The sequence below is a fragment of the Mycobacterium paraintracellulare genome (assembly GCF_000276825.1).
Classification (GTDB): Bacteria; Actinomycetota; Actinomycetes; order Mycobacteriales; family Mycobacteriaceae; genus Mycobacterium; species Mycobacterium intracellulare.
This window is the reverse complement of record NC_016948.1, coordinates 2,692,755-2,717,637: the sequence shown is the minus strand read 5'-3', so window position 1 is coordinate 2,717,637 and position 24,883 is coordinate 2,692,755. Positions and strand designations below refer to the sequence as shown.

Annotated in this window: 21 protein-coding genes and 2 riboswitches; of the genes, 9 read left to right on the top strand and 12 right to left on the bottom strand. The window is 68.9% G+C overall.

Annotated elements, in window-relative coordinates; all coding sequences use genetic code 11:
- Positions 1-47: 47 nt before the first annotated feature.
- The 8 genes from OCQ_RS12640 to gcvP all read left to right on the top strand — a co-directional run bounded on the left by OCQ_RS12640 (position 48) and on the right by gcvP (position 7,759).
- Positions 48-380 carry a small basic family protein gene (locus tag OCQ_RS12640; protein WP_008256991.1) on the top strand — a complete coding sequence of 111 codons (333 nt, stop codon included), beginning with the start codon at positions 48-50 and terminating at the stop codon, positions 378-380.
- Between the two features lie 24 nt (positions 381-404).
- On the top strand, positions 405-1,217 hold the full coding sequence (locus tag OCQ_RS12635; RefSeq protein WP_008256990.1) for a DUF881 domain-containing protein: 813 nt from the start codon (positions 405-407) through the stop codon (positions 1,215-1,217).
- A 27-nt stretch (positions 1,218-1,244) separates the two neighbouring features.
- On the top strand, positions 1,245-1,643 hold the full coding sequence (gene gcvH / locus OCQ_RS12630; protein WP_008256987.1) for a glycine cleavage system protein GcvH: 399 nt from the start codon (positions 1,245-1,247) through the stop codon (positions 1,641-1,643).
- 238 nt (positions 1,644-1,881) lie between these two features.
- The gene (gene garA, locus OCQ_RS12625) at positions 1,882-2,355 is read left to right on the top strand and encodes a glycogen accumulation regulator GarA (protein WP_014382626.1); all 474 of its coding nucleotides are present in this window, start codon (positions 1,882-1,884) and stop codon (positions 2,353-2,355) included.
- Complete coding sequence (gene ftsR / locus OCQ_RS12620; RefSeq protein WP_014384759.1) at positions 2,355-3,104, top strand: transcriptional regulator FtsR; 750 nt, start codon at positions 2,355-2,357, stop codon at positions 3,102-3,104. Before garA ends, ftsR begins: the two co-directional genes overlap by 1 nt.
- Before the next feature lie 111 nt (positions 3,105-3,215).
- Positions 3,216-3,710, top strand: a complete 495-nt coding sequence (locus OCQ_RS12615) for a bifunctional nuclease family protein (protein WP_008256980.1) — start codon at positions 3,216-3,218, stop codon at positions 3,708-3,710.
- A 255-nt stretch (positions 3,711-3,965) separates the two neighbouring features.
- On the top strand, positions 3,966-4,595 hold the full coding sequence (locus OCQ_RS12610; RefSeq protein ID WP_008256979.1) for a MerR family transcriptional regulator: 630 nt from the start codon (positions 3,966-3,968) through the stop codon (positions 4,593-4,595).
- A gap of 61 nt (positions 4,596-4,656) precedes the next feature.
- Positions 4,657-4,754, top strand: a riboswitch (glycine riboswitch).
- A riboswitch (glycine riboswitch) is annotated at positions 4,755-4,881 on the top strand.
- Between the two features lie 52 nt (positions 4,882-4,933).
- Complete coding sequence (gene gcvP, locus OCQ_RS12605; protein WP_014384758.1) at positions 4,934-7,759, top strand: aminomethyl-transferring glycine dehydrogenase; 2,826 nt, start codon at positions 4,934-4,936, stop codon at positions 7,757-7,759.
- A 20-nt stretch (positions 7,760-7,779) separates the two neighbouring features.
- On the opposite strand, the gene OCQ_RS12600 is transcribed toward gcvP, so the two are convergent.
- From OCQ_RS12600 to OCQ_RS12570, 7 genes are all read right to left on the bottom strand, one after another.
- The gene (locus tag OCQ_RS12600; protein ID WP_014711687.1) at positions 7,780-8,424 is read right to left on the bottom strand and encodes a TetR/AcrR family transcriptional regulator; all 645 of its coding nucleotides are present in this window, start codon (positions 8,422-8,424) and stop codon (positions 7,780-7,782) included.
- A 120-nt stretch (positions 8,425-8,544) separates the two neighbouring features.
- A complete protein-coding gene (locus OCQ_RS12595; RefSeq protein ID WP_008256970.1) occupies positions 8,545-9,528 on the bottom strand; it encodes an oxygenase MpaB family protein in 984 nt (327 codons plus the stop codon).
- 31 nt (positions 9,529-9,559) lie between these two features.
- A complete protein-coding gene (locus tag OCQ_RS12590) occupies positions 9,560-10,450 on the bottom strand; it encodes an oxygenase MpaB family protein (RefSeq protein WP_008256968.1) in 891 nt (296 codons plus the stop codon).
- 350 nt (positions 10,451-10,800) lie between these two features.
- On the bottom strand, positions 10,801-12,909 hold the full coding sequence (locus OCQ_RS12585; RefSeq protein WP_014384757.1) for a substrate-binding domain-containing protein: 2,109 nt from the start codon (positions 12,907-12,909) through the stop codon (positions 10,801-10,803).
- 103 nt (positions 12,910-13,012) lie between these two features.
- The gene (locus tag OCQ_RS12580; RefSeq protein ID WP_008256964.1) at positions 13,013-15,208 is read right to left on the bottom strand and encodes a malate synthase G; all 2,196 of its coding nucleotides are present in this window, start codon (positions 15,206-15,208) and stop codon (positions 13,013-13,015) included.
- Positions 15,209-15,520: 312 nt separating this feature from the next.
- Complete coding sequence (locus tag OCQ_RS12575; protein WP_008256962.1) at positions 15,521-16,561, bottom strand: hemolysin family protein; 1,041 nt, start codon at positions 16,559-16,561, stop codon at positions 15,521-15,523.
- Positions 16,558-17,928, bottom strand: coding sequence for a hemolysin family protein (locus OCQ_RS12570; RefSeq protein WP_014384756.1), 1,371 nt, complete (start codon positions 17,926-17,928; stop codon positions 16,558-16,560). Before OCQ_RS12570 ends, OCQ_RS12575 begins: the two co-directional genes overlap by 4 nt.
- A gap of 311 nt (positions 17,929-18,239) precedes the next feature.
- On the opposite strand from OCQ_RS12570, the gene OCQ_RS12565 reads away from it, so the two are divergent.
- Positions 18,240-18,863, top strand: coding sequence for a GNAT family N-acetyltransferase (locus OCQ_RS12565; RefSeq protein WP_008256958.1), 624 nt, complete (start codon positions 18,240-18,242; stop codon positions 18,861-18,863).
- Here OCQ_RS12565 and mbtN read toward each other — a convergent pair.
- From mbtN to gndA, 5 genes are read right to left on the bottom strand one after another with little or no spacing between them, the layout of a single operon-like run.
- Entirely contained in the window at positions 18,830-20,005 is a 1,176-nt protein-coding gene (gene mbtN, locus OCQ_RS12560) for a mycobactin biosynthesis acyl-ACP dehydrogenase MbtN (RefSeq protein WP_014384755.1), read from the bottom strand. The genes OCQ_RS12565 and mbtN overlap by 34 nt on opposite strands.
- Positions 20,006-21,574, bottom strand: a complete 1,569-nt coding sequence (mbtM, locus tag OCQ_RS12555; protein WP_008256952.1) for a long-chain-fatty acid--ACP ligase MbtM — start codon at positions 21,572-21,574, stop codon at positions 20,006-20,008.
- Positions 21,567-21,821 carry an acyl carrier protein gene (locus tag OCQ_RS12550; protein WP_008256950.1) on the bottom strand — a complete coding sequence of 85 codons (255 nt, stop codon included), beginning with the start codon at positions 21,819-21,821 and terminating at the stop codon, positions 21,567-21,569. Before OCQ_RS12550 ends, mbtM begins: the two co-directional genes overlap by 8 nt.
- 54 nt (positions 21,822-21,875) lie before the next feature.
- A complete protein-coding gene (locus OCQ_RS12545) occupies positions 21,876-23,312 on the bottom strand; it encodes a GuaB1 family IMP dehydrogenase-related protein (RefSeq protein WP_014384754.1) in 1,437 nt (478 codons plus the stop codon).
- A 39-nt stretch (positions 23,313-23,351) separates the two neighbouring features.
- The gene (gene gndA, locus OCQ_RS12540; RefSeq protein WP_014711685.1) at positions 23,352-24,821 is read right to left on the bottom strand and encodes an NADP-dependent phosphogluconate dehydrogenase; all 1,470 of its coding nucleotides are present in this window, start codon (positions 24,819-24,821) and stop codon (positions 23,352-23,354) included.
- Positions 24,822-24,883: the final 62 nt, after the last annotated feature.

Here is a 24,883-nt window from a genome sequence, read left to right as displayed (position 1 = left end):
AAAGTCCCGAACACACAGTTTCGCCTGTGCGAGACGGGAAACCCCGCATGATCGGTATCGCGGCGCTGGCGATCGGCATCGCGCTGGGCCTGGTTTTTCACCCCTCGGTGCCCGAAGTCGTGCAGCCCTATCTGCCGATCGCGGTGGTCGCGGCGCTCGACGCCGTGTTCGGCGGGTTGCGTGCCTATCTGGAGCGGATCTTCGACCCCAAGGTCTTCGTGATCTCGTTCGTGTTCAACGTCTTCGTGGCCGCGCTCATCGTCTATGTCGGCGACCAATTGGGGGTGGGCACCCAGTTGTCGACGGCCATCATCGTCGTGCTCGGTATCCGCATCTTCGGCAACGCGGCGGCCCTGCGCCGCCGGCTGTTCGGGGCGTGACGCCATGACCCGATCGAGCTCAGCGTGAGTCAGGATCCGACGGATCGCGACGCCGGCGCGGCGCCGGATCAGGCCGCGCCACACGGGCGTCACGAACAGCGCGGGAAACACCCCCGCGGCGGGTTGTCCGGCATGCTGCGCGGCGGCCGCTCCCGCCTGGGTTTCGGCACGCTGGCCGTCCTGTTGTGTCTGCTTCTCGGGATCGCCATCGTCACCCAGGTTCGCCAGACCGAATCGGGCGATTCGCTGGACACGGCACGCCCCGCCGACCTGTTGGTGCTGCTGGATTCGTTGCGGCAGCGCGAGGGCACACTCCGCAGCGAGGTGAACGAGCTGGAGAACACGCTGAATTCGCTGCAGGCGTCCGGCAACAACGACCAGGCCGCCATCCAGTCCGCCCAATCCCGGCTGGCGGCGCTGTCCATCCTGGTCGGCGCCGTGGGCGCCACCGGGCCCGGCGTCACCGTCACGATCGAGGACCCCGGGCCGGGGGTTTCCCCCGAGGCGATGCTCGACGTGATCAACGAGTTGCGCGCGGCGGGCGCGGAGGCGATCGAGGTCAACGACGCCCACCAGTCCGTGCGGGTGGGCGTCGACACGTGGGTCGCGGGTGCGCCGGGGTCGCTGACCGTCGACTCCAAAACGCTGTCGCCCGCGTATTCGATTCTGGCGATTGGTGATCCGCCCACCCTGGCCGCGGCGATGAACATTCCCGGCGGCGCGCAGGACACGGTCAAGCGCGTCGGGGCGCGGATGTCCGTCCAGCAGGCCGACCGGGTGGACGTGACCACCTTGCGGCAACCAAAACCGCACCAATACGCTCAGCCCGTCAAGTGAGCAATTCCCGAACAGACAGGATCACTCGTGAGCGATATCCCGCCCGATCTGCGCTACACCGCCGAACACGAATGGGTTCGTCGAAGCGGCGATGACACACTGCGGGTGGGCATCACCGACTTTGCACAGTCGGCGTTGGGCGATGTCGTGTTCGTTCAGCTGCCCGACGTGGGCGCGGAGCTGACCGCCGGTGAATCGTTCGGCGAGGTCGAATCGACGAAATCGGTGTCGGACCTGTACGCCCCGGTCTCGGGCAAAGTGTCGGCCGTCAACACCGATCTGGAAGGCAGCCCGCAACTGGTCAACTCCGATCCGTACGGGGCCGGGTGGTTGCTGGATGTGCAGGTATCCGACGTCGCCGAAGTGGAGTCCGCCATTTCTTCGTTGCTCGACGCGGAGGCCTACCGCGGAACACTCACCGAATGACGATTGCTAATGTCCCTGCAGCCTCGCACGGCGAGGCCGACGGTGCAGCCGGCACGTCGGGGAACCGACGTTTCGGATCGCCAAGTGGTGGGCGCATTGCAGGCCGGTGCGCGGTACCGTCGACAGATCTACCTTTTGAAGACCGGCATACCGGGCAACAAGACCTGGTGCGGAGGCCGGCCGAGCGGCCCGGACAGACAACGCCACAGCGGCCAGTGAGGAGCAGCGCGTGACGGACATGGACTCAGGAAGTCAGCAAGACCAGAATTCGGACGAAGTCACGGTAGAGACGACCTCTGTCTTTCGCGCCGACTTCCTCAACGAGCTCGACGCACCCGCGCAGGCGGGCACGGAAAGCGCGGTATCCGGAGTCGAGGGACTCCCGGCGGGTTCGGCGCTGCTGGTCGTCAAACGGGGTCCCAACGCGGGATCGCGGTTCCTGCTCGACCAGCCCACCACGTCGGCGGGCCGGCACCCGGACAGCGACATCTTCCTCGACGACGTGACCGTCAGCCGCCGCCACGCCGAATTCAGGTTGGAAAACAACGAATTCAGCGTCGTCGACGTTGGTAGTCTCAACGGCACTTACGTCAACCGTGAGCCCGTGGACTCCGCGGTGCTGGCCAACGGCGACGAAGTGCAGATCGGCAAGTTCCGCTTGGTGTTTCTGACCGGACCCAAGCAGGGTGAGGATGGAGGATCTTCGGGCTAGTGAGCGCACCCGATAGCTCGGCACTGGCCGGGATGTCGATCGGGGCGGTCCTGGAATTGTTGAGGCCGGACTTCCCCGATGTCACCATCTCCAAGATTCGCTTCTTGGAGGCCGAGGGGCTGGTGACGCCGCAACGGGCCGCGTCGGGTTACCGGAGGTTCACCGCGTACGACTGCGCGCGGCTGCGCTTCATCCTTACCGCGCAGCGTGATCACTACCTGCCGCTGAAGGTCATCCGGGCGCAACTGGACGCCCAGCCCGACGGCGAGCTACCGCCGTTCAAAACCTCCTATGCCGTCCCGCGCCTGGTGTCGGTGAACCGAACCGCGGAGGCCGGAGCGGACGCGGGAGCGGACACCTCGGCGGTGGCGGCCACGCACGTCCGGCTAAGCCGCGAAGACCTGCTGGCGCGTGCGGGCGTGGACGACGACCTGCTGACGGCCTTGCTCAAGGCCGGCGTCATCACCACCGGGCCCGCGGGTTTCTTCGACGAGCACGCCGTCGTGATCCTGCAATGCGCGCGGGCGCTGTCGGACTACGGCGTCGAGCCGCGTCATCTGCGCGCATTCCGGTCGGCGGCGGACCGGCAGTCGGATTTGATCGCCCAAATCGCCGGGCCGGTAGTCAAAGCCAACAAGGCCGGTGCCCGGGATCGCGCCGACGATTTGGCGCGTGAAGTTGCGGCGCTGGCCATCACGTTGCACACGTCGTTGATCAAATCCGCCGTTCGCGACGTTCTGGATCGCTGAGGACTAGACTTCGGTCGACAGCTTGGTTTCGGCGGTAGGGCGGATTTTTGACCTCGCCGCCGCTGGGAATGCCAATCCAACCGGCGCCACGAATGCGGAGGACAGACACAAATGGGTGAGGTTCGTGTTGTCGGCATTCGCGTAGAGCAGCCGCAAAACCAGCCGGTGTTGTTGCTGCGCGAAACCGACGGTGACCGTTACCTGCCGATCTGGATCGGCCAGTCGGAGGCTGCCGCCATCGCCCTCGAGCAGCAGGGTGTCGAGCCGCCTCGTCCGCTGACGCACGATCTGATCAGGGATGTCATTGCCGCGCTTGGGCATTCGCTCAAAGAGGTGCGGATCGTCGATCTGCAGGAAGGCACTTTCTACGCCGACCTGGTGTTCGACCGCAACATCACCGTGTCGGCGCGGCCCTCGGATTCGGTGGCGATAGCGCTGCGCGTCGGCGTCCCGATCTACGTCGAGGAGCCCGTGCTTGCCCAGGCCGGGTTGCTGATCCCCGACGAGACCGACGAAGAGGGCGGCACCGCCGTCCGCGAGGACGAGGTGGAGAAGTTCAAGGAATTTCTCGACAGCGTGTCTCCCGACGATTTCAAAGCCACCTAGCGCGCTGCGGGCGGATCGCGCTCGACTAACCTGGTGGGGACATCACGGATCCGTCTCAACTGGCAACGTGATGTCGACACGCTGGCGGATAGCCCGCCCAGTTGGCCCCGGGGCGGCCATACTTTGATCACGACTTCAGGCGCGGCGGCTATCGGAAAGCGTAAGCTCACTAGCACTCGGGCCTGAGCAGACGTGGCTGCGGTGCAGCCAACAACGCAGCTAACGACGAGAGCGCGATCGCGGAGAGGAACCACCGTGAGCGAGCAGCCACGCCAAGAACAGCTCAACCTAGCTGAGCAGGGCACCGACGCGAGTAGCGACCGCAGCATCACCGCGGCCGGCCCCCCCGTGCAGCCCGGCCTGTTCCCGGACGACTCCGTGCCCGACGAACTCGTCGGCTACCGCGGTCCCAGCGCGTGCCAGATCGCCGGCATCACCTACCGGCAGCTGGACTACTGGGCGCGCACCTCGCTGGTGGTCCCGTCGATCCGCAGCGCGGCGGGCTCCGGAAGCCAGCGGCTCTACTCGTTCAAAGACATCCTGGTTCTCAAGATCGTCAAGCGGTTGCTCGATACCGGCATCTCGCTGCACAACATCCGCGTCGCGGTCGACCACCTGCGGCAGCGCGGTGTTCAGGATCTGGCCAACATCACCCTGTTCTCCGACGGCACCACCGTCTACGAGTGCACGTCGGCCGAAGAGGTCGTCGACCTGCTCCAGGGCGGGCAGGGCGTGTTCGGCATCGCCGTGTCCGGCGCCATGCGCGAGCTGACCGGCGTCATCGCCGACTTCCCGGGCGAGCGGGCCGACGGCGGCGAGTCGATCGCCGAACCCGAGGACGAGCTGGCGTCCCGGCGCAAGCACCGCGACCGCAAGATCGGCTGACGGCGCGCCCCGACAGCGCGCGACCGCGCGCACCCGTGGCCGAGTAAACTGGGCCGCGCATCGTATTCGAGCGGGAGAGTTCCGTGACGGCCAGTCACGGACGCCGAAGGAGCAACACCTCTCCGTCAACCTCTCAGGCACCCGGACCGCGCGAAACAATGATGCCTCTGGAAAGCGGTGACGACCCGGCGGGTCGACACCCGCCGATGGGGAAAGGCGCCCGGGACAGGCATCCGGCGCCGAATCTCTCAGGCGCCCGGCGCAGGGTGAAGACAGAGGGAGAGGGCCGTTCGTCCTCTGCCTCGATCCGTCGTCGCCCGCCTACCCAGGAGTTTCCAGTGCCCGATCAATCCACGTTCGCCGCCCGGCACATCGGCCCGGACAGCCAGGCCGTCGCCGCCATGCTCGCCGTGATCGGTGTCGACTCCCTCGACGAGCTGGCGTCCAAGGCGATCCCGGCGGGCATCCTGGATCGGCTCGCCGACAACGGCGCCGCGCCGGGACTTGACCGCCTGCCGGCACCGGCCAGCGAGACCGAGGCGCTGGCAGAGTTGCGGGCGTTGGCCGACGCCAACACGGTGGCCGTGTCCATGATCGGTCAGGGCTACTACGACACGCTCACGCCGCCGGTGTTGTTGCGCAACATCTTGGAGAACCCCGCCTGGTACACGGCGTACACGCCGTATCAGCCGGAGATCAGCCAGGGCCGGCTCGAGGCGCTGCTGAACTTCCAGACGATGGTCGCCGACCTGACCGGCCTCGAGGTCGCCAACGCCTCCATGCTCGACGAGGGGACCGCCGCCGCCGAGGCCATGACGCTGATGCACCGCGCGGCCCGCGGCAAGAGCAACCGGCTGGCCGTCGACGCCGACGTCTTCGCCCAGACCGCGGCCATTCTGGCCACCCGCGCCAAGCCGCTGGGCATCGAGCTCGTCACCGCCGACCTGCGGAAGGGCCTGCCCGACGGCGACTTCTTCGGCGTCGTCGCCCAACTGCCCGGCGCCGGCGGCCGGGTCACCGACTGGACGGCTCTGGTCCAGCAGGCCCACGACCGCGGCGCGCTGGTCGCGATCGGCGCCGACCTGCTCGCGTGCACGCTGATCACGCCTCCCGGTGAGATCGGCGCCGACGTCGCCTTCGGTACCACCCAAAGATTCGGTGTGCCAATGGGATTCGGCGGACCGCACGCCGGCTACCTGGCCGTGCACGCCAACCACGCGCGCCAACTGCCCGGCCGGCTGGTGGGGGTCTCGCTGGATGCCGACGGCAACCCGGCCTACCGGCTTGCGCTGCAGACCCGCGAGCAGCACATCCGCCGCGACAAGGCGACCAGCAACATCTGCACCGCGCAGGTGCTACTGGCGGTCATGGCCGCGATGTACGCCAGCTACCACGGCGCCGAGGGGCTGACCGCGATCGCGCGCCGCGTGCACGCTCACGCCGAGGCGATCGCCGCCGCGCTCGGTGATGCGCTGGTGCACGACAAGTACTTCGACACCGTGCTGGCCCGCGTGCCGGGCCGCGCCGCCGAGGTGATCGCCGCGGCCAAAGCCAAGGGCATCAACCTGTGGCGCGTCGACGACGACCACGTGTCGGTGGCCTGCGACGAGGTCACCACCGACGAACACGTCGCCGCGGTGCTCGAGGCCTTCGGGGTGCAACCGGCCGAGCCGGTGTGCGCCGGCGTCATCACCCGCACCTCGGAGTTCCTGACCCATCCCGCCTTCACCCAGTACCGCACCGAGACGGCGATGATGCGCTACCTGCGCACCCTGGCGGACAAAGATATCGCCTTGGACCGCAGCATGATTCCGCTCGGCTCCTGCACGATGAAGCTCAACGCGGCCGCCGAGATGGAGCCGATCACCTGGCCGGAATTCGCCCGCCAGCATCCGTTCGCGCCGGCCTCCGACACCCCCGGGCTGCGGCGTCTGATCGCCGACCTGGAGACCTGGCTGGTGCATATCACCGGCTACGACGCCGTCTCGCTGCAACCCAACGCCGGCTCGCAGGGCGAATACGCCGGCCTGCTGGCCATCCACGACTACCACGCCAGCCGCGGCGAACCGCACCGCGACATCTGCCTGATCCCGTCGAGCGCGCACGGCACCAACGCGGCGTCGGCGGCGCTGGCCGGGATGCGGGTGGTGGTGGTGGCCTGCCACTCCAACGGCGACGTGGACCTCGACGACCTGCGCGCCAAGGTGGCCGAACACGGGGCGCGGCTGTCGACCCTGATGATCACCTACCCGTCCACGCACGGCGTCTACGAGCACGACATCGCCGACATCTGTGCCGCGGTGCACGACGCGGGGGGCCAGGTCTATGTCGACGGCGCCAACCTCAACGCGCTGGTCGGCCTGGCGCGGCCGGGGAAGTTCGGCGGCGACGTCAGCCACCTGAACCTGCACAAGACGTTCTGCATTCCGCACGGGGGCGGCGGGCCGGGCGTCGGGCCGGTAGCCGTGCGTTCGCATCTGGCGGCGTTCCTGCCCGGGCACCCGCACGCCCCCGAGCTGCCCCACGGGCATCCGGTGTCCTCGGCGCCGTACGGGTCCGCCTCGATCCTGCCGATCAGCTGGGCCTACATCCGGATGATGGGCGCCGAAGGTCTGCGCGCGGCGTCGCTGACCGCGATCACCTCGGCCAACTACATCGCCCGTCGCCTTGACGAGTACTTCCCGGTGCTCTACACCGGCGAGAACGGCATGGTGGCCCACGAGTGCATCCTGGACCTGCGCGGCATCACCAAAGACACCGGCGTGACCGTCGACGACGTCGCAAAGCGCCTGGCGGACTACGGCTTTCACGCGCCCACGATGAGCTTCCCCGTGGCCGGCACGCTGATGGTGGAACCCACCGAGAGCGAGACCCTGACCGAAGTCGACGCCTTCTGCGAGGCCATGATCGCGATTCGCCGCGAGATCGATCGGGTGGGTGCAGGGGAGTGGTCCGTCGACGACAACCCGCTGCGCGGCGCCCCGCACACGGCCGAGTGCCTGGTCATCGGCGAGTGGGACCACCCGTACACCCGCGAAGAGGCCGCCTATCCGCTGGGCAAGGACTTCCGGCCCAAGGTGTGGCCGCCGGTGCGCCGCATCGACGGCGCCTACGGCGACCGCAACCTGGTCTGCTCGTGCCCGCCCGTGGAGGCGTTCGCCTGACGGCGGGGTCTGGTGCGGGATCACCCCGGCGTTCGCGCCGGGGACTGCAACGCCAGCGGCACCAGGTATCGGCGGGCGAAGTCGCGGGCCTCGTTCGGGTTGTAGATCGGGATGACGGACTCGGGCGTCTTGATCAGCGAAATGATCAGGCGCCCGATCATCTCCCCGACGATCTCGGTGTCCAGGTCGGCGGCCAGTTCGCCACGCTCCTGCCAGCGGCGCAGCCACGTCGCGATGTAGCCGCGCGTCATGGCGATCAGGTGCTCGTCGGTCAGGTAGGCGGACAGCTCCCCGGCGGCGGGCGATTCGCGGATGCTTCGGGTCAACAACTTGGGGGCGGAGGCCTCGTGCACGAACGCGGCGAAGACTTCGGCGATCCCTTCTTCCGGTGATCCCGCGCGACCCGCGACCTCGGAGACCAGCGTGCTCAGCCGCAGCGATTCGTCCATGATGGTCAGCCGCACCAGGTTTCGCTTGTGCCGAAACCGGCGGTAGACGGTGGCGACGCCGACACCGGCGGTGTCGGCGATGTCCTGCATGGTGGTGTTGGAGAATCCGCGCTCGGTGAAGCAGGTGCGTGCCGCGGTGACGATCGTGCGGGCGGTCGGATCGAGGCTGGCCAGGCCGTCGGGCAGCGCGCCGAGCAGCATCGCGGGGTCTGACATCTGCCCTCCAGCCGGTTGGGGTATCAGGTCAATTCTGCGCTCCATCAGCGTATTCACCGGCATTCGCGGCGCGCCGGTGCGGGTGCGCCGCCACCACCGCGAGAAAGCCGGGCTTGCGGGTCAATTCCGCTCGGGCGCCACGAAGGAATCCAGCAGCACCGAACGGTAGCGGTCGCGGAGCCGCTCGTATTGGTAGCGGTTGTAGGCCAGGGGTTCCAACGTCAGCCGGCGCGGCAACCATCGCCAGCCCAGCTGCAACGCGGCGACGTAGACGACGAACTCGACCTGCTCGCGCGCGCCCCACCGCACCTTGAGCAGCCGGCGCATCGTGGGGTGGGCGACGGCGGCCGAACACACGACCACCGGGCGCGATGCCAGAGTGGTCAGCACCGGCCAGACCACTTGCAGCACGGGCCGCAGTTGCCGGGAAACCAGCAGCTTCGGGATCGGCGGGGCGACGAAGCTGCGATTGGCGAATTGCAGAAACTCGTTGTCGGCCAACTCTTTTGCCGCGACGGCGTCGTAATGTTCGAGCATGTCGTGCAGGGTCGCCGGCAGCTTCCCCTGCTTGCTGGGCAGCTCCAGAAACTGCAGTTCCGAACGCAGGGTCTGATAGACGACCTCTTTCTCCGCGAGGGTGAGGCGACGCCCGCACACCCGCAGATAACCCTGGTACAAGAGGTTGAGACCGCTCACGGCCACCCAGGTCCACACCTCGGGGTTGAGCGCGCTGTAGCGGGTGTCGCTGAACGAGTCCTTTCCCGTGCCGCGGACGTCGCGGTGCAACCGTTTGAGATCGTCCCGCGACGCCTTCACGTCCGAGCTGTCACCGAAGGCGGCGAGGGCGGTGAACGCCGCACTGCGGATCCCACGGTCGGTGAAGTTGTCGGCGAAGCGTCCGCTGCGGTCCACCGCGGCCGCGATTTCGCGATGCGCGACCTGGTCGAGGGCCAGGCGGCCGAACGCCGCGGCCAGCGGCGACCCGGCGAACCACCTGACGTCGTCGGCCAGCGCCCGGTGCGCGGAATTCCATTCCGCTTCGGGGGGCACGAACGTCGCCGCGGAAGCGTTGCCGCGCCGGTCGATTCGGCTTGTCATCGTCATCCCGTTCCTCCTTGTGCGCGTCGGTGGGCCGTCACACGACGGTCGCCCCGATCCGGTGCCGCAAACGCATGTCCCACACCACCGCCTGCACGCCGAGGCGCGTCAAGAACCGCGGCGTGAACAGGTCCAGGACCCCGAGGAGGCGCTGCCAGCGGTCGAACCGGCGTTGCTGCGCGGCCGTCCAGCCGAACCCGAGCTTTTCGCGCAGCTGCGGCGGCAGGTACCCCAGCGTCATGAAGAGGTTCCACCCGCCGAACAGCGCCGAGACGGGGGCGGGCAGAAAATCCAGGCGCGCGATGCCGATCAGGTAGCTGCGCATGCGGTCGTCGAAGTCGAGCCGGTCGAGTTGCTCCTGCCAGTACCGGTCTGCGGCTTCGCGGTCGGCGGGCCACATTTCCGGCGGCACCTGCAATGTGGTGGCGAACACCGACGCCGCCCGGTGGATGGTGTCGGGGTCGCGTCGGGAACGGCCGCCCCGCAGCCTGCGGGTGTCCTCGAACACCGCGGCCATGCAGGAGGCGACCCACAGCTGTAACTGCGGGTCGAAGGCGTTGTAGCGCACCGGGCTTTGCGGGCCGGAGCGCACCTGGGCGTGTGCGGCGTTGACGGCCTCCCGGTACACACGGCGGTCCCGTGCGTTGCCGGCGATGGCCACCGCGATGTAGGTGAAGGTGGTGCGGGCGCGTTTGAACGGATGCTTGTACAGGTTGCCGCTGTCCACCTTGCTTTCCATCACGCCATAGGCCACACCGGAATTCGCCAGCTGCATCACGACGTTCGCCGCGCCGTAGGCGGGGGACAGCCACGGCGATATCTCCTCGGCGAGAAACGAGGTGTCGGCGGAATCCGTGTCCGCCCGCCGGTCGCGCCGCTCGGGTCCGGCCGGGACGTCCTCCGGGTCGGTGGGCAGGGGCTGGGCCATGGGGTGCCTTCCTGGGTTGGCCAACGGCTCAACGAGATTCGGTGCGGTGCGCGAAGGGGAGGCGGGCGCGCCCGGGTGCCGCGCGGCCGCCGAGCAGGGCGCGCCAGGCGCTCCCGCGTCGCCGGGTCGCCGAAGGGGGTCCGGTCGGGCGCAAGGCCGGTGTCGCGGCGGCGTCCAGCGGTGCAGAGGACATCGTTGCGCTGCGTCTTCCTGGATCAACGTTGATAGAAAGAACGGTTTGTTCTATCACGAGTGTGGCACAGCCGACCGCGATTGGATAGACGGTGTCCGAATTTTCCGGTTTTCCGTGCACGATGCCGGCGGCCACATCGTGACCGACGCCGGGCCGGCTAGCCCAGGAAGGCGTTGACCGCCGTCGCGAGCTCCGGGGACGCCGACGTTGCGATGTTCTGGTAGCTGCCGCCGCTGAGCTGGGCGACGGCTTCCCACGTCGATCGGTCCGGATCGGCCCCGAAATCGATGACGTTCACCGCGATCGGCTTGGCCGGGTCGGCGCTCTTGCGGATGAAATCCTGTAGCCCCGGACCGTCCAGGGTTTGGTCGGTGTGGGGTCCGGAGGTGATCACCAGAAGCGAATTGGTTTGGCCCGCACGGTAGTTGGCCTGCATGTCTTGGTAGATCATGCGCAGCGTGGTGAACGACACCGCGCCGCCGCCCGAGGAGTATTGCTTGTCCAGGGCGGCCAATAGTGCGGCCGAGCGTGGCTGGCCGCTGGAGCCGCCGACGGGGTCGGCCAGCGGGCCGCTGGCCACCTCGGAGCGGCCCTCGTGACCGTCGAAGGTCCACAGGCCGACGACGGCGCTGGCGGGCAGGGCCTTGATCCGGTCCTGAAGCGCCGCAATCACGTTCGCCAGCCGGGACTTCGCGCCTTCCTGGCCGGGCATCGACTGGTCGAGCATGATCGTCGTGGCCTGCCCGGTCGACGGGGCGGCCATGGCCTCGGCAAGGGTGGCGCGCATCGGGTCGTCGCCGACGGTCAGCGTGGACGGCAGCGTCGGGAAGGTGGTCACCGGGCTGCTGGGGGTTTTGACCCCGTTGACCCGGAAGCCCGCCTTCGCCAGCTTGGCCAGCTGATCGGGCTTGTGCATGAAGCGGGAGAACTCGCTGGCCGCCGTGGCCTGTTCGCGCGTGAGCCACGAACCGCTGAGCAGCACGGTGGGATAGTCGGCCACCGGCGCGGGACCCGGCGGCAGCCAGGAAGCCAAGGCGCTCTTGGCATCCGGGAGCGATTGGCCGCGCTGGAACAGCTGCTGTTCGGTGGTGATCACGGCGTGCACCGGCGCGGTCGCCGGGTCACCGGGCTTCAGCAGCATGTTCATCGCCTCGGTCAACGAGTTGTCGGCGAGCTTGGGTTGCGCGCTCAACAGGGAGCGCACCGCGCCGGTGCCCTGGGGCACCGGCGCGCCGGGCGGTACGGACGCGGCCGCGACCGCCTCACCGGCAAGAAACGATGCGTCCCCGTTGCCGCCCATCGGCAGCGCCAGTCGCAGCGACCCCCACGCGGGTAAGTTCAACCCCGCCAACGCGTTCGGGTTGGTCTGCAGCCCGGGCAGTGCCGCCCAGTTCTGCTTGGCGAGGGCCGGTGCCAGTTCGGGACGCACGGCAAGCACCACCGGGGAGCTGACCAGTGAATGGCTCTCGCTGATCGTCTTCTGAGTCGCGGCTCCCGCCAGCCGGGCGGCGGAGATCGAACTGCCGGGGATCCACAGCGCCGGCTGGCCGCCCAGTTCCGCCGGCCACTTGCCGATGAAACCGTTGAGCACGGCGTCGGAGTCGGCCGGCTTGACGTTGACCACCATGCAGCGGTCGCCGATCGGTCCCGCCGATTTGTTGTAGCTTTCGGCGAGTTCCTGAACGGACGTGGCGATCGACGGGTCGGCGACGACGGCGACGGTCTCTTGACCGCCGACGCAACGGCCGGCCGCCTTGTGCGACCGCTTGGACAGCACGTCGCCGAAGAAGCTCCACAGGATCACCGATCCCACCACGACGACGACGGCGACCAGCGCGACGATCACCCCGATGCTGACGCCGCGGCGACCGCCCTCGCTGCGATGGCCGCCCCGCCAGTCGGCGAGCCCCCGGTGCCCGCCGCGAAACAGCGAGGGGGATTCGGCCGGCGGTTCCGAACTCGCCGGTCCGCCCTGGCGCGGCGGAAACTCCGGGTACTCGTCGGCCGTGCTGTCGGCGAACGCGTCGCCCGCGGCGTACGGCTCGTCGTCGGCGTAGGGCTCATCGTCGTCGGGATAGCGACGTTCGTCCGAGTAGTAGTCCTCGTCCGCGTAGTCGTCGTCGGCGTCCGAGTAGTAATCGGCCGCCTCGCCGGCGTCCCGCTGCTGATGTCCTGCGTCGTCACCTCGGGACGGCTCGTCGACCACGTCGTCGCGAGAAGGCTCGTCGAGGGAGTCGTCAGGGTCGGGCGCACTGTGCCTACCCATAGCAGTGCCCGCGGCCTTTCCGTCGTTCCATCCGAATGAACTCGCCGCCGATTTTAGTCATCCGCGGCACTATTACACGTGCGAACCCGATTCCAGCGCAGGCTCAATTCGACTGCGCGGCGCGCGCCTTGGCCTCGCGCCGACGGCGGTGCAGGATCGGCTCGGTGTAGCCGTTGGGCTGCTGCGTTCCGGTCAGGATGAGGTCCTGCGCCGCCAGGAACGCCAGGCTGTCGTCGAAGTTGGGCGCCATCGGCAAATACGCCGCATCCTTGGCGTTTTGCTCGTCCACCAGCGGGGCCATCCGCTCGAGGCTGGCCCGCACGTCCTCCTCGGTGATCACACCGTGGCGCAGCCAGTTCGCCAGCAGCTGACTCGAAATCCGCAGTGTCGCACGGTCTTCCATGAGCGCCACGTCGTGGATGTCGGGCACCTTCGAGCAGCCGACGCCCTGGGCGACCCAGCGCACCACGTAGCCGAGGATGGACTGGCAGTTGTTGTCGACCTCCTCGCGGATCTCCTCGGGAGCCCAGGCCAGTTCCTTGGCCAGCGGGATGGTCAGCAACTCGTCGATGTTGGTGCGCTTCTTGCCCGCCAGCTCCTCCTGCACGGCGCCCACGTCGACGTAGTGGTAGTGCATCGCGTGCAGGGTGGCCGCCGTCGGCGAGGGCACCCACGCGGTGGTGGCTCCGGCCTTGGGCTGGCCGATCTTCTGCTCGACCATGTCGGCCATCAGTTCGGTCATCGCCCACATGCCCTTGCCGATCTGCGCCTTGCCCTTGAACCCGGCGGCCAGGCCGATGTCGACGTTGGCGTCCTCGTAGGCCTTGATCCAGGTGGTGCCCTTCATCGCGCCCTTGCGGATCATCGGACCCGCCTCCATCGAGGTGTGGATCTCGTCGCCGGTGCGGTCGAGGAAGCCGGTGTTGATGAACACCACCCGGTCGGCCGCGGCCTTGATGCAGGCCTTGAGGTTGACGGTGGTGCGCCGCTCCTCGTCCATGATGCCGACCTTGAGGGTGCCCTGCGGCAGCCCGAGGACGTCTTCGACCCGGCTGAACAGCTCGCAGGTGAACGCGACCTCGTCGGGCCCGTGCATCTTGGGCTTGACGATGTAGATGGACCCGGTGCGGCTGTTGGCCAGCGGCCCGTTCGCCTCACTCGTCTTGAGCCCGTGAATCGCGGTCAGCCCGGTGAACAGCGCATCCATGATGCCCTCGAACACCTCGTGACCCTCCGCGTCGATAATCGCGTCGTTGGTCATCAGGTGGCCGACGTTGCGGACGAACAGCAGGCTGCGGCCCGGCAGGGTCAGCTCGCCCTCGCCGTCGGGCGTGGAGTAGGTGCGGTCCTGGTTGAGCACCCGGGTGAAGGTCTTGCCGCCCTTGTCGACGTCCTCGGACAGGTCGCCCTTGTTCAGGCCGAGCCAGTTGCGGTAGCCGAGCACCTTGTCGTCGGCGTCGACGGCGGCCACCGAGTCCTCGAAGTCCATGATCGTGGTCACGGCCGATTCCAGGATCACGTCCTTGATGCCGGCGGCGTCGGTCTTGCCGATCGGCGAGTCCGGATCGATGAGGATCTCGATGTGCAGGCCGTGGTTGACCAGCAGCACCGACCAGCTGGGGGAGCCGAGCTCGCCGGTGTAGCCGGCGAACTTGTCCGGGTCGGCCAGGCCGGCGGAACCGTCGGCGGTCGCGACCTTCAGGCGGCCGTCCTCGACGGACAGACCGGTCGCGTCGGCCCACGAGCCGGATTCCAGCGGCACGGCCTCGTCCAGGAATTTGCGCGCGTAGGCGATGACCTTGTCGCCACGCACCTTGTTGTAGCTCGACCCCTTTTCGGCGCCGTCGTCCTCCGAGATGACGTCGGTGCCGTACAGGGCGTCGTAGAGCGAACCCCACCGGGCGTTGGCGGCGTTCAGCGCGAACCGGGCGTTGAGCACCGGCACCACGAGCTGGGGGCCCGCGGTCGTGGTGATCTCGTCGTCGACGCCCGAGGTGGTGATCGTGAAATCCGCGGGTTCGGGCAGCAGGTAACCGATTTCGGTGAGGAACTCGCGATAGGCGTCGATGTCGAGCGGCTCGATGACCCGCTGCCGGTGCCACTTGTCGATCTGGGCCTGCAGCTCGTCACGCCGGCGCAGCAGATCCTGGTTCTTCGGGGTGAGGTCGGTGACGACCTTGTCCACGCCGGCCCAGAAGCTGTCCGGGTCGATATCGGTGCCGGGCAAGGCCTCTTCGTTCACGAAGTCGTAAAGCACCCGGGCGACGCGCAAGTTCCCCGCCGACACGCGATCAGTCATGATTCTCCTCCGTCATGGGCCGCCCTGGACCCTCCATGGGCCGTCGAGGGACCAGAAAGGCCCAGATTGGCAATGTCATCAGCCTACCGAGCACAGCCTGGCGAGCGTTATTCGCCGACCTGCCACAGCAGGTCAGGACGCGCTGACAGCCCCAAGAATGATGCTGCGGTGGTAACCGGAATCGATGTCCAGCAACGCACATTCCGTGCGCAAGCGGCACTGTGCCCTCCGGCGCCCTCCAGCACTTTCTTAACTGGTAGCCGTGAAAGATCATACGGGCTGCGCGCGGTCGGGCCCGCCGGGCCAGTCTCGCTAGGCCTCGCGCATCGTCCCGACGAAGTCTTCGACCAGGTCTTCCATCGCCACCATGGCCACCACGGCGCCGATCTCGTCGATGACCAGCGCCAGGTGGCTGTTGCTGCGGCGCAGCCGCGACAACGCCTCGGCCAGCGGCAGCGACCTCGGCAGTCCCGGCAGGGGCCGCACCTTTGCCAGATCGATCACCGTCTCGGGATCGTCGTCGAGCGTCAGCACGTCCTTGATGTGGAGGTAACCGACGAAGCTGCCGTCGACGTTTGCCACCGGGAAGCGGGAGTAGCCGCTCTGGGCCAGGGCTTCCTCGACCGCTGCGACCGTCGGGCCCTTGCCGGCGCCGGCCACCGGCACCGCGCGCACCCCGGACAGGGGCACCGCGACGTCGCCGACCACCCGGTGGCGGATCTGCAGCGCACGCGCCAGCCGGGTGCCCTCCTCCTGGTCCAGCAGCCCCTCGGACGCGGACTCGGCGATCATGGCGCTCAGCTCGCCGGGGGAGACCGTGATCTCCAGCTCCTCCTTGCGCTCGACCCCGAGCGCGCGCACCACCACGCTGGCGCACTTGTCGTAGAACACGATGAACGGCCGGGCCGCCCGCACGTAGGCCAGGTACGGCGGGACCAGCAGCATGGCCGTGCGCTCCGGACCGGCCAGCGCAATGTTCTTGGGCACCATCTCGCCCAACAGCACGTGCAGCGTCACCACGATGACCAGAGCGAGCGCCAACGACAGCGTGTGCAGCAGCGCCGGGTGAATCGCGGTCAGCCCGAGCCCCGTTCGCAGCAGGTCCGAGACCGCCGACTCACCGATCCGGCCGAGCAGCAGCGACGCGGCCGTGACGCCCAGCTGCGCGCCGGCCAGCATGGACGGCAGCTGCTCCCCGGCGCGGATCACCGTGACGGCGGCGGCTCTGCCCTGTTCCGCCAGCGCTTCGAGGCGGTCGCGCCGCGCCGAGATGAGCGAGAACTCGGCCCCGACGAAGTACGCGTTGACCGCGATCAGCAGGCACGCCAGCAGCACGCCCATGGTGTCGCTCATCGGTGTGCCTCCGGCGCGGGAATGTCGCCGTGACCGCTCAGTTCGGTCAATTCGAGCAAGTCGATCCGGCGGCCGTCCATCCGGATGACCCGCGCCTGCCAGCGCGTCACCGCGTCCAGCAAGCCGTCGGCGTCCAGGCCGGGAAGCTTCACCGTGTCACCGGCCGCCGGGATGTGACCGATCTCGCGCAGCACCAATCCGCCGATCGTCTCGTAGGGGCCCTCGGGCGCCCGGAATCCGGTGGCGGCGGCCACCTCGTCGATGCGCAACAGGCCCGACACCCGCCAGCCGGTGCCGGCGGGCACCACGTCGGGCGTGGCGTCGTCGTGTTCGTCGCGGACATCGCCCACGATCTCTTCGATCAGGTCCTCGAGGGTCACCATGCCCGCGGTGCCGCCGTATTCGTCGACGACGAGTGCGGTTTGCAAACTGTTGGCCCGGATCTCGGCCATCACCGCGTCCCCGTCGAGGGTGGAGGGCACCACCGCGACGGGTTGCGCCACCGTGGTCAGCAGCGTGCGCCCGCGGTCGGCGCGCGGGATCGCGAACACCTGTTTGACGTGCACGATGCCGACGGTCTCATCGAGGTCGCCGTCGACGATGGGGAAGCGGGAGAACCCGGACTCGGCGGCCGCGGTCACCAGGTCGGCGACCGTGTCGTCGGTCTGCAGCGCCACGATCTTGGAGCGGGGCGTCATCAACTCCTCGGCGCTCAGCGTGCCGAACTGCAACGATCGCCGCACCAGCGCCGCCGTCGAGGCGTCCAGGGCGCCGCTGCGCGCCGACGAACGCACGAGCGACAACAGCTCTTGCGGGGACCGTGCGGACCGCAACTCCTCGGCGGGCTCGATGCCCAACCGGCGCACGATCCAGTTCGCCGCGCCGTTGGTCAATCGGATCGCCGGGGTCAACAGCAGCGAGAACAGCACCTGAGCCCCCACTACGGCGCGCGCGGTCGACAGCGGCCGCGCCACCGCCAGGTATTTGGGGACGAGCTCACCGAACACCATCGACACCGACGTCACGATCACCAGCACCAGCGCGGCCATGATCGCGTCGCCGACCCGGTCGGGGATGCCGAGCGCGTCCAGCCAGGGGTGAGGCAGGTCCTCGACCATCGGATCGGTCAGGTAACCGGCCGCCAGCGTCGTGACGGAGATCCCGATCTGCGCGCCCGACAACTGAAACGACAGCCGCTGGTGCGCGCGGCGGATCCAGCGGTCGCGGCGGCCGCCGCCGCGGGCGTTTGCCTCCACGGCGCTGCGGTCCAGGGTGGTCAACGAGAATTCGGCGGCGACGAAGACGGCGTTGCCGAAGATCAGCACCGCGATCGCCACAATGCTGATCACGGTGACGGTGACGTTCATGAATTACGCCGCCCGCGGGTCGACGGTGGTGGGCCGGTGACCGGGGGAGGCTCCGCATCGGGCGGCTCGTCCGACGGCCCGTGCGCCGGCAAGCCGATGGCCTGCGCGGGTGCCTGCGGCACGTCGATCCTTTCGCTGCCTGGTGACCGAGCGGACGCGGTTGCTTCCGTCTTTGCTGCCTAATGCTAGCCCGGGCGACGGCGCCGCGGCGCCGACCGCTCGCGGCGGCGCCGCGGGTTGGCGCCGGAAACCGCCGCTGACCGAGGGCAACTACGGTATGCCTACCCTTACTCAGGTACGCTCTGCGCACTATGCCCGACGCCCCACCGGACACGCCTGCCGTCCAGATCCTGCCGCGCGAACGCTTCGACATCGCCGACGAGGTCGCACAGATCCCCCGGCCACCCACGCCCGCCCTGGATGCCCCCTTCGGGCTGCGCGCGGCCCAGCTCGAGGACGCGGACATGGTGGCCGAGTGGATGAACCGGCCGCACCTGGCCGAGGCGTGGGAGTACGACTGGCCGACCCCGCGCTGGCGGCAGCACCTGGACGCCCAACTCGAGGGCACCTACTCCCTGCCGTTGATCGGGAGTGTGCGCGGCAGGGATATCGCCTACCTCGAACTGTATTGGGGCGCAAAGGATCTGATCTCGCGCTATTACGACGCCGCGCCGTACGATCTGGGGCTGCACGCCGCCATCGCCGACGTGAAGCTGGTGAACCGGGGCCTGGGCCCGATGCTGTTGCCCCGGATCGTGGCCAGCGCCTTTTCGGCGGAGCCGCGGTGCCGCCGGATCATGTTCGACCCCGATCACCGCAACACCACCGCCCGCAGGCTGTGCGAGTACGTCGGATGTGAGTTCCTCGGCGAGCACGACACGACGAACCGGCGCATGGCGCTCTACGCGCTGGAAGCCCCCACCACCGACGCGTAGCCGGCGTAATCGGGCGCCATTGCGGCGGCGACCAACTCCCACAACACCTCGTCGGTGCCGCCGCCGACGCGGGCGAGCTTCATGTCGCGCCACCACGCACCCAGCGGCGTCTCGTCGATGAGGTAACCCGCGCCGCCGAATATGTGCATGCATTCCGACATCACTTCCTCGCCGAGGCGGGCCGCGGTCACCTTGACACCCGCGGCCGCGCGCAGATCCAGCCGGCCCTGGGCCGCGATGCCGAGCAGGCCGTGCCGCAGCAGGTCGACGCGCGCCTGCAGATCCGCCATCCGCAGCCGCAGCGCCTGGTGCTCGAACAACGTGTGACCGAACTGGCGACGAGTCATCATGCGCGCCAACGTGATCCCGATCGCCCGCTGGCACGACGCCGCGATCTGACCGGCGATCGACATCCGCTCGTGGGCCAGCCCCCAGCTGATGGCCGCCAGCCCGGTGCCGGCCCGCGCGACCAGGGCGTCGGCGGGGACCCAGGTGTCGATGTGCACGGCGGCGGTGTCCAGCGGCCCGGCGCCGACCTTGTTGTAGGGCCGCTGCACGCCGACCTGGGCCGTCGGCAACGCGATCAGCGCGACGTTGCCGTACTTGCTGGACGAGTCGTGGTCGACGCTGCGCGCCACCACCATGATGTGATCGGCGATGGGGGACAACGAGACGAACTTCTTGATCCCGCGGACATCGAAACCCCCGTCCCGAGAGGAGATCTCGGTCTCGACGATCTGCAGGTCGGAGCCGCCGGACTCCTCGGAGGCTCCGATGCACAGCACGGCCTGCCCCCGGATCGCCCGTTCGCAGATGTCCCGCAGGTAGTCGGACTTGCCGAACCGGCGCAGGACGGCGATCGCCGAGTCGTGCAGGCTGACCCCCACCCCGATGCCGGCCGAGGACAACCTGCCCAGGGCGAAGGCGAGCTCGACCAGCTTGCCGACGTCGGGCAGCGCGCCGTCGCCCCATTTTTCGCTGAAGACACCGCGCGCACCGAGGTGTTCGATCAGTTCACGCGGAAACTGTTGGCGCGCTTCGGCTTCCGTCGTCCACGCCAGGACCTGTTCGTTGAACGCGTCGGCCAGCAGGCCACGGTAGCCGTCGAGGCTCGTCGGGGTTGTCTCAGGCACTGCCGTCACTTAATCCACCGCCTCTAGGGAGCGCCGCACTTCCAGGCGGCGCAGCTTGCCCGACGACGTTCGGGGCAGCGACCCCGGCGCCATGAAGATGACGTCGGAGGGAACGACGCCGCACACGGATGCGACGCGCGCGATGACGTCGGCGCGCGCGCCGGCCTGATCCGCCCCCCGGAATTCGGCGGCGACGATCAGGCCGGGGCGCGCGGAACGTTCGCCGGTGGCCAGCGCCACCACGGCGCCTTCGCGCACCCCGCGGACTCCGGCGGCAACCGTCTCGATCTCGGTCGGGAAGATGTTGCGTCCGGCGATGGTGATGAGCTCCTTAGCCCGGCCGCACACCACCAGGCCGCCGTCGGCGATGAAGCCGAGATCGCCGGTGGGAAACCAGCTTTCGCGGTCGACGGGGTCGTGCCCCAGGTAGCCGTCCATCATCGACGCGCCGCGGATCTCGATCTCACCGATGTCGCCGTGCGTGTCGTCGCGCGGCGAGATCCGGATCTCGGTGCCTGCGATGGGTTCGCCCAGCATCGCGTGGCGGCGCGAGCCCGCCTCGTCGGTGACGTCGGCGAACCGCAGCCCGGTGCCGGGGGCGGGCACGCTCACCGCGCACGTCGACTCCGCCAGCCCGTAGGACGGGGTGGCGGCGCCGGCGTCGAACCCGAAGGGGCCCATCGCGTCGGCGAAGCGCTCGAATCCCTCGCAGTCGACCGGCTCCCCGCCGTTGATCGCCACCCGCACGGCGCCGAGGTCCACGTCGGAGACCCGGCGGGCGTACCTGCCGACCAGGTTGTAGGCGAAGTTCGGCGCCGCGGTGATCGTCGCGCGGCTTTCCGACAGCCAGCTCAACCAGCGAAACGGCGAGGCGGTGAAAGCCGATGTGGGAGAAAGCCATACCGACATGCCGCCCAGCGACGACGCGAGCAGGAAGGACAGGCCCATGTCGTGGTAGAGCGGCAGCCACGAGCAGCCGACGTCCGCGGGGGTGACCGAGAGGCGGTGATTGAGGCCGCGCAGGTTGGCCAGCACCGCCCGCGGCGACAGCGCGGCAGTCTTGGGCGAGCCGGTCGAGCCCGCCGTGCCCTGCAGGATCGCGGGATTCTCGCGTCGGGCCGGCGGCTCGCCACACGTGCGGCCCGTGCGCGCCGCGGGCCCAACGTCTTCGACGACCATGTCCTCGTCGAGGCCCGCGGGATCGAGCGATTGCAGGCCGTCCAGATAGGAGCCGTGGCTCAGGACGGTGCGCACCCCGATGCCGCGGAAGCGGGTCAGCGTCGCATCGGCCCACCGGCGGCCCTCGGCGCCGCGCACCGGCCCGGGCAGGATCGAGACGCTCGCGCCCGTCAGCCAGGCACCCTGAATGGCGGCGACGAACTCGACGGTCGGTTCGCCGACCAGTCCCACCGCGGCCGGCCGGCCCCGGTCCAGCAGCCACGCGGCGACGCTCTCGGCCAGCCCGTGCACCTCGGGCCAGGGGTGGCGGTGCCAGGCCGAGGCCTCGCGGTCGAACACCACCAGATCGCTGGTGCCGCCGCGCATCGCGACCGTCAGCGCCGTGGCCAGCTCACTCATCGCGATGTTTGGCGGCGATCGCGGCCTGCAGGTCGCCGACCGTGTCGCAGTTCAGGAGTTCCTCTTCGGACAGCGAGACACCGAGCCGTTCTTCGATGGCCACCATGCCCACGGCGAAGGCCACCGAATCCAGCCCGACGTCGTCGACCAGTCGGGCGTCGGGGGTCAGGCGGGACGCGTCGACGTTGAGGTCCTCGCGCAGGATGCTCAGCAGCTCGGCGCTGACGGTGGGGGAAGAGGAGGTCATGGCGCAGTAGGCTAGCAGGCCCTATTAGGCAAGGCTAGCCTTACCCTGCGCGTGTCACCACCCCAGCGGGAGTGGATGCCCCTCGGCGAAGCCCGCGGTCGACTGCACCCCGACCACGACCCGCTCATACAGTTCCGCCAGGTTCGCGGCGCCGACATAGGTGCAGGTGCTGCGCACCCCGGAGGTGATGTGATCGAGCAGATCCTCGACACCGCCGCGGGCGGGGTCCAGCCCCATCCGCGACGTCGAAATGCCCTCCTCGAACAACGCTTTGCGGGCCCGGTCGAACGCGGTGTCGGCGCCGCTGCGGGCGACCACGGCCCGCTTGGACGCCATGCCGTAGCTCTCCTTGTACGGCTGGTCCTCGCGATCGCGCATCAGGTCGCCGGGCGACTCGTAGGTGCCGGCGAACCATGACCCGATCATCACGTTGGACGCGCCCGCGGCCAGCGCCAGCGCCACATCGCGGGGATGGCGGATGCCGCCGTCGGCCCACACGTGCCCGCCCAATTCCCTTGCCGCCGAAGCGCATTCGACGATGGCCGAGAATTGCGGGCGCCCGACCCCGGTCATCATCCGAGTGGTGCACATCGCGCCCGGCCCGACGCCGACCTTGACGATGCTCGCCCCGGCGCCCAGCAGGTCGCGGGTTCCCTCGGCCGAGACCACGTTGCCCGCCGCCAGCGGCACGCCGAGGTCGAGCGACGCGACCGTGCGGATCGCCTCCAGCGTCTTGACCTGATGCCCGTGTGCGGTGTCGATCACCAACAGATCGATCCCGGCCTCGACCAGGGACCGCGCCTTGGCCCCGACGTCGCCGTTGATGCCGACGGCCGCGCCCACCCGCAGCCGGCCGCGCGCGTCGACGGCCGGCGCGTACAGGCCCGCGCGGATGGCGCCGGTGCGGGTCAGCACCCCGGCCAGCGTGCCGTCGGCGTTGGTGACGACCGCGACACCGATCGGGGACTGCTCGAGCAGGTCGAAGATCTTGCGCGGCTCGGTGCCCACCGGGGCGGTGACGAAGTCGGTCATCGCGACGTCGCGCACCCGGGTGAACCGATCGACACCCAGGTAGGACGATTCGCTCACCAACCCCAGCGGACGGCCCTCGAAAGCCACCACGGCGACCCCGTGCGCCCGTTTGTGGATCAGGGCCATCGCATCGGACACCGAGTCGTCGGGCTCGAGCACCACCGGGGTGTCGAGAACCAGGTCGCGGCCCTTGACGAACTCGACCGTCTGCTCGACCGCGGTGATCGGCAGGTCCTGCGGCAGGATCACCAGCCCGCCGCGGCGCGCCACCGTCTCGGCCATCCGCTTGCCGGCCACCGCCGTCATGTTGGCGACGACGACCGGAATCGTCGTGCCCGAGCCGTCCGCGGTGGACAGGTCGACGTCGAACCGCGACGCGACCTCCGAGCGGTTGGGCATGATGAAGACGTCGTTGTAGGTCAAGTCGTATCCGGGCCGGTGCCCGTCGAGGAACCTCATCGCAACGCGAACCCCCTTACGCCCTCCAGTGTGGCCCAGCTAGGCGGGCACTTCGGTGCGATCGCCGCTCCACAGCGTGTGGAAGCGCTTGTCGGGGTCGTCATCGATGCGGCCGTAGGTGTGCGCGCCGAAGAAGTCCCGCAACCCCTGGGTCAGCGCGGCGGGCAGCCGCTCGGTGCGCAGCGCGTCGTAGTACGACAGCGCCGAGGAGAACCCGGGGATCGGGATGCCCAGCTGGGTGGCGGTCACCACGACACGGCGCCAGCCGTCGATGGCGTCCTCGATGGCGCTGCGGAAGTACGGTGCCACGATCAGCGTCGGCAGGTCGGGGTCCTCGTCGAAGGCGTCCTTGATCCGGTTGAGGAATTTAGCCCGGATGATGCAACCGCCGCGCCAGATGGTGGCCAGGTCGCCGGGCGTGATGCCCCAGTCGTATTCGGCGCTGCCGGCCTGAATCTGGTTGAAGCCCTGGGCATAAGCGATGATCTTCGACGCGTACAGCGCCTGCCGGATGTCCTCGGTGAACTGCTTCGCATCGCCGGGCTTGGTGCCCAAGCTGCCCGATGCCAGCCCGGTGGTGGCCTTGCGCTGGGTCACCGACCCCGACAGCGCGCGGGCGAAGACGGCCTCGGCGATGCCGGTGACCGGCACGCCGAGATCCAGGGCCGACTTGACCGTCCAGCGGCCGGTGCCCTTCTGCTCGGCCTCGTCGAGGATCAGGTCGACGAGCGGCTTGCCGGTCTTGGCGTCGGTCTGGCGCAAGACCTGCGCCGTGATCTCGACGAGGAAGCTGTCCAGGTCGCCGGAGTTCCACTCGTCGAACACGTCGGCGATCTCGCCGGCGGTCTTGCCGAGGCCGTCGCGCAGGAGCTGGTAGGCCTCGCCGATCAGCTGCATGTCGGAGTATTCGATGCCGTTGTGCACCATCTTGACGAAGTGCCCGGCCCCGTCGGGACCGATGTGGGTGCAGCACGGCACACCGTCGACGTGCGCGGAGATCTCCTCGAGCAGCGGGCCCAGCGACTTGTACGACTCGGCCGGGCCGCCGGGCATGATCGACGGCCCGTTGAGCGCGCCCTCCTCTCCGCCGGAGATGCCCGCCCCGACGAAGTGCAGACCGCGCTCGCGCATCGCCTTCTCCCGACGGATGGTGTCGGTGTAGAGCGCGTTGCCGCCGTCGATGATGATGTCGCCTTTTTCCATGGCGTCGGCGAGTTCGTTGATGACGGCGTCGGTGGGATCGCCGGCCTTGACCATGATCAGCACCCGTCGCGGCTTTTCCAGCGCGTCGAGGAACTCGGCGATGGTCTCCGACCGCACGAACTTGCCGTCGCCGCCGTGCTCCTTGAGCAGCGCGTCGGTTTTGGCGATCGACCGGTTGTGCAGCGCCACGGTGTAGCCGTGCCGGGCGAAATTGCGGGCGATGTTCGACCCCATCACGGCCAGGCCCGTGACGCCGATCTGCGCGGTGCCGGTCTTGGAACCCGCCTGGGTGTCCGACGAACTCATGTCTTCGCCTCTCAATCGGGAGAACATTTCGGCAAAAGCTTTCGGTGACACTGTGGCACAGC